The organism is Algoriphagus yeomjeoni (genome assembly GCF_003259505.1).
Classification (GTDB): Bacteria; Bacteroidota; Bacteroidia; order Cytophagales; family Cyclobacteriaceae; genus Algoriphagus; species Algoriphagus yeomjeoni.
This window is the reverse complement of record NZ_QLLK01000004.1, coordinates 319572-335887: the sequence shown is the minus strand read 5'-3', so window position 1 is coordinate 335887 and position 16316 is coordinate 319572. Positions and strand designations below refer to the sequence as shown.

The following is a 16316-nucleotide window of genomic DNA, read 5'->3' as shown; positions in this document are numbered from 1 at the left end:
ATCAGCTCTTGGTAATGGTTTCTTCCAGATTGTAAATGCTCACGATCACTTGCATGAGCGCTGCAGTTTCCGGATTTATGTTTTTTTCTTCCAAAGGATATTCTCCAACACTTAAAGATGAAACTATCTGGTCTGGGTTTTCTTTAAATCTTTCCAATTGATCTTCATAGTAGGAGAGGAGAATGGACTTTTCCTTGGAGGTCAAATCCCTACACACAATACGTTTGAAGGAAGTAGCAATTGCTTTTTCTTCCTCTCTATTTTCTTCCCACATCTTACCTGCCAGCACACGAGATGCTTCCAAAATCATTGGGTCATTCATCATCACCAATGCTTGTAAGGGTGTATTTGTTCTACTTCTGCCAATTTCACATCGGTCCCGATTACTAGAATCGAAAATGATAGCCTTTGGGGGTGGAACTGTTAATTTGATGAAATTATATAGACCTCTTCTGTAGAGTTTGTCACCTTTATCCTGAACATATGTTGCCAATACACCTCTTCCGGAAGTAGCTGCTTCCCATATTCCTTCAGGCATATAGGGTTTTACGCTAGGTCCTCCCAGTTTTCTAACAAGTAAGCCACTACTTGCTAACACTAAATCCTGAATATTTTCTGCCGGTAATCTAAGTCTAGGAGCTCTAGCCAAGTAGAGATTTTCAGGATCAGTCTTAAGGTGTTTGTCTTTAATGATAGCGCTTTGCTTATAGGTAGAAGAAGTCAGTATTTGCTTCATTAATCTCTTGATATCCCAACCATTTTCTATAAAATCTACAGCAAGCCAATCCAACAACTCTGGGTGAGTAGGAAGATCTCCCTGCATGCCAAAGTCACCTGCAGATTTGACGATTCCCTGTCCGAAAATTTCCTGCCACATCAGATTGACAAATACTCGTGCGGTAAGTGGGTTCTCTCTTGCAGTCATCCATTTAGCTAATCCAAGTCGGTTCTCTTCCAGATCATCTGGAAATTTCATTATCGAACTTGGCGTAGAGGGCTCAACTTCCACTGTAGGAGCATCATAGACGCCTCGATCAAGGATGTAAGTTGGGCGCTGCTCATCCAATTCTCCCATCACTGAAACACTTAATTTAGAAGTGTCAGCGTAGTTAATGAAGCTCATTACTCCCGAAAGGTCTTCCTGATCAACCCATAGAATAGGAGTTTTGGCAGGTTTGGATTGAGAAACATCGCCTTGGTAGCCTTTCTCAGGTGTATTGTTGAAAAAGGCGAACATCTCATAATATTCCTTCTGGGAGAAAGGATCATATTTGTGATCATGACACTGGGCACATTCCATGGTGATACCCAGTAGGCCTTTGCTTACCGTATTCGTTTTGTCAAGCACATATTCGATTCTATACTCTTCATCGATTACGCCACCTTCTTCAGTGTATTTATGATTTCTGTTGAAAGCTGTTGCTAAAATTTGCTCCTTATTGGCATTCGGCAAAAGATCTCCTGCAAGCTGCCAAGTGATAAATTGATCATAAGACATGTTCTCGTTGAACGCATGAATCACCCAGTCACGGTAAGGCCATTGCGTTCGGATATTGTCATCCTGATACCCGTAACTATCTGAATATCTGGATATATCCATCCAGATAATTGCCATTTTTTCTCCAAATCCCGGATCAGATAGCAATCCATCCAATAGATCCTCATAAGTCAGATCGCCAGAGAAATCACCAAATCTATCCAAAACTTCTGGGCTAGGAGGTAATCCTGTGAGATCTAAACTTGCTCTTTTAATTAGTTCATGAGGTTTAGCTTCTGGATTTGGTTGAAGACCTTTTTCGGTCATTTTCTTCAAGGCAAAGCGATCAATTTCATTTGTCGTCCAATCCGTTTCCTCAGGTAATGGAGATTTTTCAGGAGCTACGAAAGCCCAATGTGGTTCGTATTTAGCTCCTTGCTCAATCCATTTTTTAATCAGTTGAATCTCTGTTTCTGATAGTGCAAGATTTGACTCTGGCGGAGGCATCAACTCTCCCGGATCTTCAGAGGTGATTCTATGATAGACGGTTGATTCTTCTAAGTTTCCTGGCTTAATGACAAACTGGCTGGGATCATCTTTTAAAGCTGCATATGCTCCTGCTTCTGTATCTAAGCGAAGTTCTGATTCCCGCTTATTTGCGTCAGGTCCGTGACAAGCGAAGCATTTGTCAGAAAGAATAGGTCGTATATGAAAGTTGTAGCTGACCTGATCGATTTCCGAAATTAGTATTTCACTGGATTCCTTTTGGTTACAACTAAAAATCGTAAATCCAATGCAGGCAAACGCAAGAAGTCTATTAATAGTAGGATAAGTCATTTCTGGGTCAATTCGATAGTTAAATCGTTTTCAAACTAGTGATAATTTGAAGAAAAGCCGTCATGATTAGAAGAATATTCTCATTCTTTTTTAATGAAAGGAAATTAACTTTGTCTAAAATATTATTTAATAGAAGATTGTTTCGTGATTTTTAGAAAAAACCTGTATCGGATTTTTAATTTGAAATAGCAATAGTTTCTCTAAACAAAAAAAGCTGTCCAGATGGGCAGCTTTTTTTGTTTAATGTAAGTATTTCGAATTATCCTTTAATCACAGAGAAGTCAAAGTCTTCCAGGAACTTAGTCGTGAAATTTCCTGCTTTGAATTGCTCATCTTCTAATAATGCGATATGAAAAGGAATGGTGGTTTTGATACCGTCGATCACGAACTCTTCTAGTGCTCTTTTCATCCTCACGATTACTTCCTCCCTAGATTGGCCACTCACGATCAGCTTTGCAATCATGGAGTCATAGTTAGGAGGGATTATATATCCTGCATAAACATGAGAGTCGATTCTTACGCCACGCCCACCTGGAATATGCAGGTTCTGGATTTTTCCTGGGCTAGGTCTGAAGCCATGGGAAGGATCTTCCGCATTGATTCTACATTCCATCGCATAAAGCTTAGGATAGTAATTTCTTCCTGAGATTGTTTCACCTGCAGCTACTTTGATTTGTTCTTTGATCAAGTCAAAATCAGTAACCTCCTCAGTGATTGGATGCTCTACCTGAATACGGGTATTCATCTCCATAAAGAAGAAGTTGCGGTGCTTATCAACCAAAAACTCTACAGTTCCTGCACCTTCGTATCCAATAGCTTCGGCTCCTTTGATGGCAGCTTTACCCATTTCTTCTCTCAACTCATCCGTGATGAATGGGGAAGGGGTTTCTTCGACCAGTTTCTGGTGTCTTCTTTGGATTGAGCAATCACGCTCAGATAGATGACATGCTTTTCCAGTTTTGTCTCCAATAACTTGGATCTCAATATGGCGTGGTTCTTCTACGTATTTCTCAAGATAGAGGCCATCATTTCCGAATGCAGCGCCTGATTCCATTCTTGCGTCATCCCAAGCTTTCTTGAATCCCGCTTGTTCCTTCACAATCCGCATACCACGTCCACCACCACCGGCAGTTGCTTTTAGAATAACAGGATAGCCCATTTCATTGGCTAGCTTGATTCCTTGTTCCATTGTCTCTAAGATCCCTTCAGAACCTGGGATAGTAGGAACGCCAGCAGCTTTCATGGTTGCTTTAGCCGTAGCTTTATCACCCATTTGATTGATCATCTCGGCGCTGGCACCAATGAATTTGATCCCGTATTCTTCACAGATTTTAGAAAATTCAGCATTTTCTGAAAGGAATCCATAACCAGGATGAATTGCATCGGCATTTGTGATTTCTGCAGCAGCAATAATTCTTGGGATGTTTAGATAGGATTCTCGGCTCGGTGCCGGACCTATGCACACAGCTTCATCAGCAAATCTGACATGTAAACTGTCTTTATCCGCAGTGGAATAAACTGCTACAGTTTCTATCCCCATCTCCTTACAGGTGCGGATGATTCTTAGGGCAATTTCACCTCTATTGGCAATTAGTATTTTTTTAAACACAGCTTTTTATTTTGGGTGAAAAAATTAACCTGCTGGATCTACAAGGAACAACGGCTGATCATATTCTACTGGAGTAGAGTTGCTCACCAAGATTTTGACGATTTTACCGGAAATTTCTGATTCGATCTCATTGAAAAGCTTCATTGCTTCTATGATACAAACTGTTTCTCCTGCTTTTACGGAATCACCAACAGCTACAAATGGATCAGCATCTGGGCTTGATGTAAGGTAGAAGGTTCCAATCATTGGAGATTTGATCTCTACTAAGTTTGAAGGAGCCTCAGCAGGAGCGGGGGATGCCGCCGGAGCAGGCGCTGCAGCAGGAGCAGGTGAAGGTGTTGGTGCTGCTACCGGAGCAGGTGCGGATACTTCTACCATTCTCTGAGCTGAAGAATCAGCATATTTTTTAATAGAAAGTTCAAACTCGTCAGTCTTGATTTTAACTTCCGCCAAACCAGAATTGGAGATGTAATCGATCAACTCCTGAATCTCTTTTGCTTTCATAGGTCTATTAGTTAGATGTGCCAAAAGGCAATTTTATAAATGGGTTAAAAAGAATAAAGCTGTGTAATTTAAGAAAATCACACAGCCTAAGTTACTTATTTTACTCTTTCTGAGTAAGAACCGTCGCGAGTATCAACCTTGATCATGATATCCTGCTCTACAAATAAAGGTACCATTACAGTAGCTCCAGTTTCTACAGTTGCTGGTTTTAAAGCATTTGTAGCTGTATCTCCTTTGATTCCTGGCTCTGTGTAAGTGATCATTAACTCCACGAAAGGTGGTAGCTCCACAGCAAGGGGAGTTTCTGTTTCGTCGTGAATCAAAATATCACAAAGTTGACCGTCTTTCATCAAATTAGCTCTTTCCAGCAGGTTTTCTTGTAGCGTAATTTGCTCAAACGTGTTGGTATCCATGAAGTGAAAACCCAAGTCATCTTTGTATAGAAACTGATGTGGTCTTTTTTCCACTCTGGCTGTTTCTACCTTTTCCCCAGCACTGAATGTTTTATCAAGTGTTTTGCCTGAGGTGATGCCTTTCATTTTTGTTCTTACAAATGCAGGGCCCTTTCCAGGTTTGACATGCTGAAACTCTGTAATCGTGTAGATGTCATTGTTCATGACCAAACAAAGTCCGTTTTTAAAATCTGCAGTACTAGCCATATAGTATTATCGTGTTATTTATTTTAACTTATTTCGGGTCATAGGCCCACTTCAAATAGATAGATCCCCAAGTGAATCCACCCCCAAAAGCAGCTAATACCAAATTGTCACCCTTCTTCAAATGACTTTCATAGTCCCAAAGGCAAAGCGGGATTGTCGCAGCAGTAGTGTTACCGTACTTTTCAATATTCATCATCACCTTATCTGATCCGATTCCCATGCGATTGGCCGTGGCATTGATAATTCTAAGGTTTGCTTGGTGAGGTACAAGCCAAGCGATATCATCGCTAGTCAATCCATTTTTCTCCATAATCTCTGCGCTGACGTCTGCCATATTGGTGACAGCAAACTTGAAAACTGAAGAACCTTCTTGAAAAGCAAAATGCTCATCGGCATCTAACGTTTCATGAGTAGCTGGTCTTCGACTTCCTCCAGCTTTCATATGTAAGAATGGCGCTCCAGAACCATCTGATTTGAGGATAGCGTCCACTATTCCTAGATCTTCAGTTGTTGGCTCTAGCATTACTGCCCCTGCACCATCTCCAAAAAGTATACACGTTGTTCTGTCTTTATAATTGACGATAGAAGACATTTTATCAGCGCCTACTACAATTACTTTCTTGTGCGTTCCAGTTTGTATGAATTGGCTACCCATTTGCAAAGCATAAAGAAAGCCTGAACAAGCGGCTCCTATGTCAAAGCTGAAGCTGTTTTTAGCTCCAACCATATCAGCAATGATATTTGCAGTAGCAGGAAAAGGCATGTCGGGTGTGACAGTGGCACAAATAATCAAATCTACATCTAAAGGGTCTATGCCTGTTTTTTCTAACAAACCTTTTACCGCTGCAGCACCCATTACAGATGTTCCTTGATCTTCTCCTTTAAGTATTCTTCTTTCTTTTATGCCAGTTCTTGAGACTATCCACTCGTCGTTTGTCTCCACGAGCTCCTCAAGTTCTTTGTTGGTCAACCTGTATTCCGGAACGTAACCTTGTATTCCGGTGATCATGGCTCTGAGTTTGTCCATTATGCTTGGTTTAAGGTAAGATGATCAATTTACAATCATCTAAAACTATTTGTTATGGATGTATTCTATCCTGTAAGGAAGGCAAAAATATTACAATTGTCATTCTCTACCAAAAGAAATCCATTAATGGAAGGTAATAGGCTTGATTAACAAGCTGTTTTAATTAGGGCTAAAAAAAAATCCATTCGCAATTAGCGAATGGATTTTTATAATATTCAGATGACTGATTAAGCCAATATTTCTTTCTCAATGATAACTTGTCCTTTGTAGTACAATTTACCGTCCAACCAGAAAGCTCTGTGTGGAAGGTGCATTTCGCCTGTAGTAGGACATTTAGCCAAACCTGGAGCCTCTAATTTGTAATGAGTTCTTCTCTTATCTCTTCTGGTTTTCGAAATTTTTCGTTTAGGATGTGCCATTTTATGCGTGGTTTATGATTATTCCTTGTTTTTTAACTTTTTTAAAAGATCCCATCTAGGATCAACTGGTTTATTATCTTCGCTGGAATCTGAATCTTCTGAGTCGTCCGAATCTTGCCCATCTATATAAGCGTAGATTCCTTCTCCTTCGTATTCCTCATCATCCATTTCATTTCTATAATCGGGGTGAATCTTTTTTAGAGGCAAAGCCAATAAAATAAATTCGTAAATCAGCTGAGCAACATTGACTTTCGGTGTATCACGAGTAATCATGATTACATCTTCGTCAATTTCTTTTTCCTCAGCACCAAACTTATAAATCATTTTTTCATGGAAGTCCAACGGCTGTTCAAAAGGCTCCAGACTTCTATCGCAAGTCAAGGTTACTTTCCCCGCAATATGAAAATCCATTTCAATTAAGTTGGCTCCGACTTTCATTTTGATCCGTACGATCAAATTGCCTTTTTCTACAAGTTCGTTGTCTTCGAAGTGTTGGAAAAATGAATCTCCAATTTCGAAGTCAATTTCGTGGATGCCTTCGAGGAACTTAATGACCTCAATATCAAATGTTCGCCAGAATTTCACGATACCTCCTCTCGATTTAAGACCGCAAAAATAGTGAATTATTATAAAAGGATGAAAGAGATTTTGAAATAATCTTTGGTTCTGTTCAATAAATCTCCGTTTTTCCTTCTCAATCCTCTGATTCCTGCGGGTTGTGTTGTTGAATAATGTCTGCTGCCAGGAAAATTGCTGCTCTCATAGAGCCTTCATCTGCGATGTTTTTTCCTGCTATATTATAAGCAGTGCCGTGATCAGGCGAAGTTCTTACTACGGGTAATCCAGCGGTGAAGTTGACTCCCGTGCTGAATGCCATGGATTTAAAGGGTACCAACCCTTGGTCATGGTACATTGCCAAAATACCATCAAACTTAGTCTGGTGGGCCATTCCGAAGAATCCATCTGCTGGATAGGGACCAAAAACCATTTTGTTCTGGTCTTTCAAGGCATGAACTGCAGGTTTGATAATTTGCTCTTCTTCTTCGCCTAAAAGACCGTCTTCACCCGCGTGAGGGTTTAGTCCTAAAATGGCAATCTTTGGCTTATTGATACCAAAGTCTTTTTCTAAGGTTTTGAGAAGAATATTGGCTTTTTGGATGATTCGCTCTTGCGTGACATTTTCAGCCACTTTTGCCAAAGGCACATGACCCGTAACCAATCCCACTCGAAATTGCTCGGCAACCATTAGCATCAAACTTTCTTTTGATCCTACTGCCTGAGTGATGAATTCGGTATGTCCTACAAAGTGCAGTTCTTCAGAATTGACGTTGTTTTTATTTAATGGGGCAGTTACTAAAGCCTGTATTTTTCCTTCCTTCAGATCAGCTACAGCCATTTTCAATGCTTCCAAAGCAAATTTCCCTGCTTCCTGAGTTTCTACTCCTGGAATTACCTCGGGACATTCTTCCGATACATTGATTACATTGATGCGCTTGTGCTGAATCTCATCTATGCTTCTGATCTGAGCAAAATTGAAATCGTCAAGGCCAAGCTGTTTCCTATAAAAAGTCAGCGCTTTACCATGCGCGTATATCAGCGGGGTAAATGACTTGTATGTTCTATTGTCTAGTAAGGCCTTCATGGTGACTTCTACACTTATTCCGTTTAGGTCGCCAATGCTTATTCCGATAATGGGTTTGATCTTTCGTTGATGCATATAAAGTATAATGTGGACTAGGTGTTAAGGTTTGGTCAAGCCTCCTCGTGTAAGCTAGTCCTTTAGAATTATTCTCTTAATTTTGAGATTGCAATTTATAAAAATTTATCTGAGCTAACCGATGGAAAAGGTCAAAGCCAAGAAACACTTGGGACAGCATTTTTTGACCGATTTGAGTATTGCGGAGCAAATAGCGCAAGCGGTCAAAGGGCACAACGAAGTAGCTAAGGTTCTGGAAATAGGACCTGGTATGGGTGTGCTGACGGATTTCCTGATGAAGGGAAATCTGGATTTATATCTAATCGATATTGATAAAGAATCTATAGTTTACCTACACAAAAAATATCCTGAACTTGGAGATAAGATTATCGAAGGAGATTTCCTCAAAATGAATCTTGAAGAAGTCTTTACCGATAAGTTTGCCATCGCAGGTAATTTTCCCTACAATATTTCCTCCCAGATTTTCTTTAAAGTTCTGGAGGTAAAAGATCAAGTGACTGAGGTAGTTTGCATGCTTCAGAAGGAAGTCGCTGAACGCATTGCTTCGCCAAAAGGAAATAAAGACTATGGAATTTTGTCTGTATTACTTCAGGCTTTTTACGATATAGAATATCTGTTTACCGTTCCTCCGCATGTATTTGACCCGCCTCCGAAAGTCAATTCTGGTGTTATTCGGCTTACTAGAAATGCCACTGATAAATTAGATTGCAACGAAAAGCTTTTCAAACAGGTTGTTAAGGCAGGATTTGGTAATAGAAGAAAAACTCTTCGCAACTGTCTCAAGCCTTTTAATCTTCCTGAGGAGTTTAATTCAAATCCTATTTTGAATTTGCGCGCCGAGCAATTGGACGTAGCAGAATTCATATTTTTAACCCAAACTATCGAAGCTTCCCGTGGAAATCATTAAGCAGTTTGAACTTTCGAAGGAGTACTTAGAAAGCCTACAGCAGGCAATTGAAGCAGAGGACTTGAACTTCATTCAAGAGTCGCTTGATGGGGTCAATGTGGCTGATATTGCTGCCTTGCTCGATGAGTTGTCCATGTCTGAGTCAATCTTTGTGCTGCGGGTATTGGATGCGCAATTGGCGGCTGATATTATTATAGAGCTGGAAGCGACTAATCAGCATCGGGTACTGAAGGAGTTGGAAGTACAGGAAATGGCTAATCTGATTGAGTTGATGGACTCGGATGATGGTGCCGATATTTTAAACCTTTTTCTCGAAAGAGAACGGGAAGATATTATCAGTCATTTCCAGGATAAGGTAAAATCAGATCAAATCCTCGAACTCCTACGCTACGATGAAGACACTGCCGGTGGTATTATGGCAAAGGAATATATCCGGGCCAATAAAAACTGGAATGTCGTTCAGACTATCAATGAGATTCGGCGACAAGCAGAAAATGTAAGTAAGATCTATTCCATTTTTGTTGTGAATAATCGACAGCAATTGATGGGAATTGTATCGCTGAAGCGCATCGTACTGGCTTCAGACGAAACCAAAATTGAAGATATCTACGAGGAAGAAGTGATCTCAGTGCCTACTTACATGGATCAGGAAGAGGTGGCTGAGGTCATGCGAAAGTATGATTTGGAATCACTACCAGTGGTAAATAGTAAGAATAAGTTGGTTGGGAGAATTACAGTCGATGATATTCTAGATGTAATCCGTGAGGAAGCCGAGGAAGATATTCAGGCAATGACAGGTATATCTGATACCGTCGATGAGTATGACAGTGTTATCAAGCTTTCCAAGGCTAGACTCCCTTGGCTACTGATAGGAATTTGCGGTGGACTACTTGGTGCTGGATTTATTGGCTTTTTTGAAGAAGGGCTAAGTAAGGTTACTGCACTTGCCTTTTTCATCCCGTTGATCACTGCAACTGGCGGGAATGTAGGGATTCAGACTTCCTCTATAGTCGTGCAGTCTCTTGCCAGTAAATCTATTTTTGATGATTCCATGGCCAAAAGATTTCTGAAAGTGCTTTTAGTAGCGATTTTAAATGGATTGATTCTGGCCACATTTGTCTTTGGTGTGGTCGTGCTGTTTTATAAAACCGACGTATCATTTGCCATGGTAGTCTCAATAGCCCTATTTTCAGTCGTACTTCTTGCTTCCTTTATGGGAACAATCACACCGATCATACTGGATAAAATAGGGATTAATCCTGCTTTGGCCTCTGGACCTTTTATCACAACAGCAAATGATCTGATAGGTCTTGCTGTTTACTTTTTGGTAGCTATGTCACTTTTGCACATATAATTAGTAGAAAAATGAAGATTCTTATCATTGACGAAATGCACGAAAGTATCATGCCCCTACTTCAGAAAGAAGGACATGAAGTCGAGTATTCTCCGGAAATCACACGAGAGGAAATTGTAGAAACCGTCGCTGAATATGATGGATTGATCATTCGTTCCAAAACTCCTATGGATCGAGAGCTGTTGGAGAAAGCTACCAACCTTAAATTCATAGGAAGAGCAGGAGCGGGGTTAGATAAAATTGATTTGGAGTATATGGAGGAAAAGGGTATCAAGCTTTTCCATGCAGCCAAAGGAAATCGGGATGCAGTAGCAGAGCATGCTGTGGGGATGCTTTTGGCACTTTTTAATAATGTAAAAAATGCTGATCAGGAAGTTCGAAAGGGTATCTGGGATCGAGAAGGAAATCGTGGTCATGAGCTGATGGGTAAGACCGTTGGGATCATGGGATTTGGAAATATGGGCAAGTCATTTGCTCATAGACTTAGAGGATTTCATGTAAATATTCTGGCATATGATAAGTACAAGTTGGACTTTGCTGATGATTTCGTCCAAGAAGTGATGTGGGAAAAGTTGAAAGCCGAAGCTGATATCCTGAGTATTCATGTTCCGCTTACTCCTGAGACCAAGAATTTTTTTACACTAAAAGAGCTGCAAAGTTTCGCTAAACCTTTTTGGCTGATTAATACAGCTAGGGGAGAAGTGGTCAGTTTTAAGACGTTGAATGAAGCACTTGATCAAGGGATTTTGCGAGGAGCATTGCTGGATGTTTTGGAAAATGAGAAGTTTCAAAAGTTTACTCCTGAGCAAAAGGCTGAGTTTGAGAAATTGGCGGCAAGAGATAATGTGTTGTTTAGTCCACATGTGGCCGGCTGGACTTTTGAATCCTACGAGAAGATTAATAAAGTTTTAGCCAAAAGGATTAAAAAGGCGTTTACGGCCTGTTAATTGGGTTTTTAAAAGCGTGTGACAAGAAACCATGCTTTGCTTTGTTTCAAAGCTTTTGCTATCTTTGTTCATCAAATTCAAGCTAAAAACAAGGTAACGGTCACGTCTTGCGACCGTTACTTTGTTTTTGTAGCTTATAACAGAGTAGATTATGGGAGAAATACAATATTATACTGAAGAGGGCCTAAAGAGATTGAAGGACGAACTTCAAATGCTTAAAACTAAAGGGAGAACTGATATTTCCCTGCAGATTGCAGAGGCAAGAGATAAAGGCGACCTGAGTGAGAATGCAGAATATGATGCGGCAAAGGACGCCCAAGGTCACTTGGAGCTTAAGATCGCCAAGTTAGAGGCTGTAGTAGGTAATGCTAGAGTTTTGGATAGCTCTCAGTTGGATACTTCCAAAGTTGGGATATTGACTACTGTCAAAATCAAAAATGTTAAGAATGGAATGACCGTCAGCTACACCTTGGTATCTGAGCAGGAGGCTGATTTGAAAGCAGGCAAAATTTCCTTGGGTTCTCCGTTTGGAAAAGGCCTAGTAGGAAAAAAGGTGGGAGATATCGCTGAAGTAAAAGCTCCAGCAGGAACTCTACAATTCGAAATATTAGATATTACTTTCTAAAACTAATCCCGGCATACGTCGGGATTTTTATTTTTACAGATTATGGCATCAATATTCACAAAAATAATCAATCGAGAAATTCCCGGTCACATCGTAGCCGAGGATGAAAATTACATTGCTTTTCTAGATATCATGCCTTTGGTCAAAGGACATGTGTTGGTGGTTCCCAAACAGGAAGTAGATTACATTTTTGATTTGAAACCTGAAGTACTTTCAGGATTACATCTTTTTGCGCAGCAAGTAGCAAAAGCCATAGATAAAACGATAAAGTGCACTCGTGTAGGTGTCGCTGTGATTGGATTGGAAGTTCCCCATGTACACGTGCACCTAGTACCGCTAAGAAGTATTGATGATATTAATTTCAATCGTCCTAAGCTGAAATTAAGTAAGGATGAACTGTCGGAGATTGCTGAGACGATTAAAAGTGGGTTTTAGGATTTAGTTTTCAGTCTCACTGGTCAGTGTTCAGTGTTACTCTATATTCTACATAGGACTGAATACTGCGACTGAATACTTTATATATCAGAAACCTCATACCTCGGTGTCCCACCTTTTTTGCTTGCTACAAAAGCTCCAAGTTTACAGGCGAAGTCCAAAACCTGATCTAATGGATATTTTTCCAAATAGGTTTTGATAAAGCCACTCAAAAACGCATCTCCTGCACCGATGCTGTCCGCGACTTGTACTTTGTATCCTTTATGAGAGACTATTTTACCGCCTTTATAGATTAAGGCTCCTTTCGAACCTAGTGTAACGCAGATCAAATCCATCGGATAATGCTCATCCAAGTAGTTACAGACGCTTTCTATATTTGGCGATACATTAAAATAATCCGCAAAAATCTCTAACTCATCCTCGTTGATTTTTAGAATATCTGTAAAACCCAATAAGTTTTCTATGATCTCAAAATCATAAAAGGGAGGACGAAAATTCGCATCAAAGATGCGTAAGGTTTTATGATGAAGTAACCTGAGTAAGGTTGTTAGACTTGCAGAGTTTCGAACTCCAAGTGTTCCAAAGACAAAAGCATCCGAAGTAGCAACAGCCTCATCTATTTCATTATTCCACTGGATAAAATCCCAAGCCACTGGAGAGACGATGGTGTACTTGATATTCTCGGGATCGTCGTCATTTACCAAAACTTTTGAGGTTTCATGCTCTTCATTTACCTGAATCAGATCAACTGGTAGGTTAAACGTTTCTAAAAAGTCTAGAAGCTTTTGTCCGTCAATATCATTGCCTATGGCGGAGATTAATCTTGATTTCAGCCCAAGCTGGTGGAGATTAAGCGTAACGTTCATAGGGGCTCCGCCAGGTACTGGACCAGATGGTAAGCAATCCCAAAGCATCTCTCCGAATATGACTACTTTATGCTGCATTGGTATTATGTAAGTCTTGTTGAATTTCTTCTAAGGATCTTCCCTTGGTTTCTGGCATTTTGTATTTCACCCAGAGTAACTGCCAAACCATCATCAAAGCGAAAAAAGCAAAAATATATCCTGGTCCAAATTGATTGGCAAAATATGGAAAGACGTTGGCAATCACTGCAGCGAATATCCAGTGGGTAAAACTTCCGATGGATTGACCATATGCGCGGAGTTCATTGGGGAAAACCTCAGAAATGAAAACCCAAATCACGGCTCCTTGACCTACCGCATGGGAGGCTATAAACGTAAAAATAAATATAGGTAACCAGAAGTTGTCAATTCCTCCTACTAGAAAATTGTAGGCCATAAGAGAAAGAGAAAGGATATAGCCCATCGACCCGATGTACATTAGCTTTTTTCTACCGATTCTATCTATCAAATACAATCCAACAAAGGTCGCCAGCAGATTCACCACGCCTATTCCAATAGTGGAGAAAAGCGCTGATTCGGTTGAGATGCCTGCCATTTCAAAGATTCTTGGAGCAAAATATATGATTGCGTTGATGCCGGAAACTTGGTTGAAAAAGGCGATAAATATTGCCAGCATGGTGGTGGATAAAAACGCTCTGCTGAATAAAGCTGCAAAACTTCCTTTCTGTTTGATAGTTTGTTCTTCAATTATTGCCAGTCGAATAGCTTCATCTACTCCCTCTGGATCAGTTCTGGTTAGGATTTCTCTTGCTTTTACCTGATCGTTGAACTTGGCAATTAGCCAGCGTGGACTTTCCGGTATTTTGAATATCATTACAGTATAAATCAACGCAGGAACTGCCTCCATCCCAAGCATCCAGCGCCAGTCGTTTGCAATTTCCGCTGTGCCTATCAGGTAGTTTGACAAATAAGCCATCAGGATACCAAACACGATATTGAATTGATAAAGTGCTACGAGTAATCCTCTGTTTTTGGCAGGCGCTATTTCAGAGATATACATAGGAGCAACGACGGAAGAAGCACCAACTCCCAAGCCCCCAATGAATCTAAAAAACATAAAGGAATACTCATCTGGAGCCATTCCTGATCCAATTGCAGAGATTAGATACAGGGCTCCAATCCAGAGTAAACTCTTTTTTCTCCCAAATTTATCTGCTGGGATACCTCCAAACAAGGCGCCGATTACGGTACCATAAAGCGCCATTGCTATGGCAAGACCATGTGTGAGATCATTTAATTTCCAAATATCCTGAATGGCTCGCTCTGCACCTGATATTACTGCAGTATCAAATCCAAACAAAAAGCCGCCCAATGCAGCTGTGATTGAGATAAAAAAGGCGTATTGTTTAGAAGTCATTAGCTGTTTTGGGTTGTTTTTAGTTTGCTAATCTAGAGAGAAGCGGAATAAATCAAAACTAACTGAATCAATTTGCCTTGATTTTATCGAAAAGGGTAAATAAAACTGCCGAACCTCTCTACGATAGCTTTTTCGAGAGTTTCTCTGTGCTCGGGATGAGCGATTTTCATCAGCTCATAAGCACGCTGACGTAAGTTTTTACCATAAAGATTGACCATACCGTACTCCGTCACCACGTATTGCATGTGCGCTCTTGTGGTGACCACGCCAGCACCTTCTTTTAGGAAAGGGACTATTTTGGAAGTTCCTGTTCGAGTAGCCGAAGTCATGGCCATAATGGGCTTGCCTCCTTCAGAAAGTGAAGCACCGCGCATGAAGTCCATTTGCCCGCCTACACCGGAGTATTGATAGCTACCAATGGAATCTGCGCATACCTGGCCTGTGAGATCCATTTCTACGCAACTGTTGATGGAGATGACTTTAGGGTTCTTACGAATGACAGCAGTATCATTCAAATAGGCGGCTTCATGGAATGAAAATTCAGGATTATCATCTATGGCATCGTATAATTCTTTCGAGCCAGTGACGAAAGAAGAGACTATTTTACCGGGGTGTTTTTTCTTGTATTTATTGGTAATAGCACCGGATTTGAGAAGTCCCAAGATTCCATTTGAAAACATTTCTGTATGAATTCCAAGGTCCTTATGCTGCTTTAGTGAATCTAGCACAGCATCCGGGATAGCACCGATTCCCATTTGCAGTGTAGATCTGTCTTCGATCAGGGAAGCACAATGGTTTCCAATTTGGCGCTCTATTTCTGTTATCTTTTCACCATAATTTACCACAGGAAGTGGCTCATCCACATAAATTGCCGCATGAAATTTCGAGATATGAATTTGCCCATCTCCATGCGTTCTTGGCATTTGCTTGTTCACTTGCGCTATGATAGTCCGAGCAGTTTCCACGGCAGGCTTGGCTACATCCACAGAAGTCCCAAGTGAGCAAAATCCATGTGCATCTGGCTCCGAAACCTGCACAATGGCAATATCTATTTTGAGAATATTTTGCCGGAAAAGATGACCGATTTCACTTAGAAAAATTGGAACATACCCCCCATGCTCAGAATTGACAGCCCCTCGCACATTTTGTGATACAAAAAGAGAATTCATGTAAAAGCTCTTTTTACAGTCATCAGAAACTAAAGGCATATCTCCCAAGGTAGTAATGGCGACTATTTCAACGTTATTGAGTTCATCTTTTCTGTCAGCCAACGCATGAAGTAGAGTCGTCGGTGTCGCTGCACTTCCATGGATAAATACTCGTTGATGACTCTGGATAGAAGAAACAGCAATTTCTGGCGTGACATAGTTGATCATGGCAGTAAAAATTAAGAGTAGTAAACTAGTAATGGACAGATTCCAAGGTCGGAAAAATTATCAAAAAATAGATTAGCGTAGAAAATTTATGAATCAATTAAGCCAAATAATATTTTGTTTTTCACCCAATCGCGGAAGTGAAG

At 40.5% G+C, this 16316-nt stretch carries 16 protein-coding genes; 5 read left to right on the top strand and 11 right to left on the bottom strand.

The features are described from left to right. Position 1: 1 nt before the first annotated feature. From LV83_RS08855 to pdxA, 8 genes are all read right to left on the bottom strand, one after another. Positions 2-2314: a PSD1 and planctomycete cytochrome C domain-containing protein gene (locus LV83_RS08855; RefSeq protein WP_111611189.1), complete on the bottom strand. Its 2313-nt coding sequence runs from the start codon at positions 2312-2314 to the stop codon at positions 2-4. 259 nt (positions 2315-2573) lie between these two features. After that, on the bottom strand, positions 2574-3923 hold the full coding sequence (accC, locus tag LV83_RS08850; protein WP_111611188.1) for an acetyl-CoA carboxylase biotin carboxylase subunit: 1350 nt from the start codon (positions 3921-3923) through the stop codon (positions 2574-2576). 24 nt (positions 3924-3947) lie between these two features. Beyond that, positions 3948-4427, bottom strand: coding sequence for an acetyl-CoA carboxylase biotin carboxyl carrier protein (gene accB / locus LV83_RS08845; protein WP_111611187.1), 480 nt, complete (start codon positions 4425-4427; stop codon positions 3948-3950). Positions 4428-4522: 95 nt separating this feature from the next. Continuing rightward, complete coding sequence (efp, locus tag LV83_RS08840; RefSeq protein ID WP_111611186.1) at positions 4523-5086, bottom strand: elongation factor P; 564 nt, start codon at positions 5084-5086, stop codon at positions 4523-4525. Between the two features lie 28 nt (positions 5087-5114). Beyond that, positions 5115-6113, bottom strand: a complete 999-nt coding sequence (locus LV83_RS08835; RefSeq protein ID WP_111611185.1) for a beta-ketoacyl-ACP synthase III — start codon at positions 6111-6113, stop codon at positions 5115-5117. A 227-nt stretch (positions 6114-6340) separates the two neighbouring features. Continuing rightward, a complete protein-coding gene (rpmF, locus tag LV83_RS08830; RefSeq protein WP_057938136.1) occupies positions 6341-6532 on the bottom strand; it encodes a 50S ribosomal protein L32 in 192 nt (63 codons plus the stop codon). Between the two features lie 18 nt (positions 6533-6550). Next, the gene (locus LV83_RS08825; RefSeq protein WP_111611184.1) at positions 6551-7117 is read right to left on the bottom strand and encodes a YceD family protein; all 567 of its coding nucleotides are present in this window, start codon (positions 7115-7117) and stop codon (positions 6551-6553) included. Positions 7118-7226: 109 nt separating this feature from the next. Further along, a complete protein-coding gene (gene pdxA / locus LV83_RS08820; protein WP_111611183.1) occupies positions 7227-8249 on the bottom strand; it encodes a 4-hydroxythreonine-4-phosphate dehydrogenase PdxA in 1023 nt (340 codons plus the stop codon). Positions 8250-8370: 121 nt separating this feature from the next. On the opposite strand from pdxA, the gene rsmA reads away from it, so the two are divergent. The 5 genes from rsmA to LV83_RS08795 all read left to right on the top strand — a co-directional run bounded on the left by rsmA (position 8371) and on the right by LV83_RS08795 (position 12517). Then, positions 8371-9156 (top strand): 16S rRNA (adenine(1518)-N(6)/adenine(1519)-N(6))-dimethyltransferase RsmA, encoded by a 786-nt coding sequence (rsmA, locus tag LV83_RS08815; protein ID WP_111611182.1) that lies wholly within the window; start codon positions 8371-8373, stop codon positions 9154-9156. After that, positions 9143-10510 carry a magnesium transporter gene (gene mgtE / locus LV83_RS08810; protein ID WP_111611181.1) on the top strand — a complete coding sequence of 456 codons (1368 nt, stop codon included), beginning with the start codon at positions 9143-9145 and terminating at the stop codon, positions 10508-10510. Before rsmA ends, mgtE begins: the two co-directional genes overlap by 14 nt. Positions 10511-10521: 11 nt before the next feature. Beyond that, positions 10522-11457 carry a 2-hydroxyacid dehydrogenase gene (locus tag LV83_RS08805; RefSeq protein ID WP_111611180.1) on the top strand — a complete coding sequence of 312 codons (936 nt, stop codon included), beginning with the start codon at positions 10522-10524 and terminating at the stop codon, positions 11455-11457. A 151-nt stretch (positions 11458-11608) separates the two neighbouring features. Continuing rightward, positions 11609-12082 carry a transcription elongation factor GreA gene (gene greA / locus LV83_RS08800; RefSeq protein ID WP_111611179.1) on the top strand — a complete coding sequence of 158 codons (474 nt, stop codon included), beginning with the start codon at positions 11609-11611 and terminating at the stop codon, positions 12080-12082. A gap of 42 nt (positions 12083-12124) precedes the next feature. Then, positions 12125-12517 (top strand): HIT family protein, encoded by a 393-nt coding sequence (locus LV83_RS08795; RefSeq protein ID WP_111611178.1) that lies wholly within the window; start codon positions 12125-12127, stop codon positions 12515-12517. An 80-nt stretch (positions 12518-12597) separates the two neighbouring features. Here LV83_RS08795 and LV83_RS08790 read toward each other — a convergent pair whose 3' ends face one another. From LV83_RS08790 to LV83_RS08780, 3 genes are all read right to left on the bottom strand, one after another. Further along, positions 12598-13461: a carbohydrate kinase family protein gene (locus tag LV83_RS08790; RefSeq protein ID WP_111611177.1), complete on the bottom strand. Its 864-nt coding sequence runs from the start codon at positions 13459-13461 to the stop codon at positions 12598-12600. Beyond that, positions 13451-14797 (bottom strand): sugar porter family MFS transporter, encoded by a 1347-nt coding sequence (locus LV83_RS08785; protein WP_111611176.1) that lies wholly within the window; start codon positions 14795-14797, stop codon positions 13451-13453. The genes LV83_RS08790 and LV83_RS08785 overlap by 11 nt, the downstream gene beginning before the upstream one ends. Before the next feature lie 83 nt (positions 14798-14880). Next, complete coding sequence (locus LV83_RS08780; RefSeq protein WP_111611175.1) at positions 14881-16173, bottom strand: acetyl-CoA hydrolase/transferase family protein; 1293 nt, start codon at positions 16171-16173, stop codon at positions 14881-14883. Between the last annotated feature and the right edge of the window lie 143 nt (positions 16174-16316).

Excerpts from the sequence above, each read along its gene's own strand:
- efp (WP_111611186.1), bottom strand. The coding sequence starts at position 5,086 with ATGGCTAGTACTGCAGATTTTAAAAACGGACTTTGTTTGGTCATGAAC.
- LV83_RS08855 (WP_111611189.1), bottom strand. The coding sequence starts at position 2,314 with ATGACTTATCCTACTATTAATAGACTTCTTGCGTTTGCCTGCATTGGA.
- LV83_RS08780 (WP_111611175.1), bottom strand. The coding sequence starts at position 16,173 with ATGATCAACTATGTCACGCCAGAAATTGCTGTTTCTTCTATCCAGAGT.
- greA (WP_111611179.1), top strand. The coding sequence starts at position 11,609 with ATGGGAGAAATACAATATTATACTGAAGAGGGCCTAAAGAGATTGAAG.
- LV83_RS08785 (WP_111611176.1), bottom strand. The coding sequence starts at position 14,797 with ATGACTTCTAAACAATACGCCTTTTTTATCTCAATCACAGCTGCATTG.
- accB (WP_111611187.1), bottom strand. The coding sequence starts at position 4,427 with ATGAAAGCAAAAGAGATTCAGGAGTTGATCGATTACATCTCCAATTCT.
- LV83_RS08795 (WP_111611178.1), top strand. The coding sequence starts at position 12,125 with ATGGCATCAATATTCACAAAAATAATCAATCGAGAAATTCCCGGTCAC.
- LV83_RS08790 (WP_111611177.1), bottom strand. The coding sequence starts at position 13,461 with ATGCAGCATAAAGTAGTCATATTCGGAGAGATGCTTTGGGATTGCTTA.
- rsmA (WP_111611182.1), top strand. The coding sequence starts at position 8,371 with ATGGAAAAGGTCAAAGCCAAGAAACACTTGGGACAGCATTTTTTGACC.
- pdxA (WP_111611183.1), bottom strand. The coding sequence starts at position 8,249 with ATGCATCAACGAAAGATCAAACCCATTATCGGAATAAGCATTGGCGAC.
- LV83_RS08835 (WP_111611185.1), bottom strand. The coding sequence starts at position 6,113 with ATGGACAAACTCAGAGCCATGATCACCGGAATACAAGGTTACGTTCCG.
- rpmF (WP_057938136.1), bottom strand. The coding sequence starts at position 6,532 with ATGGCACATCCTAAACGAAAAATTTCGAAAACCAGAAGAGATAAGAGA.
- LV83_RS08805 (WP_111611180.1), top strand. The coding sequence starts at position 10,522 with ATGAAGATTCTTATCATTGACGAAATGCACGAAAGTATCATGCCCCTA.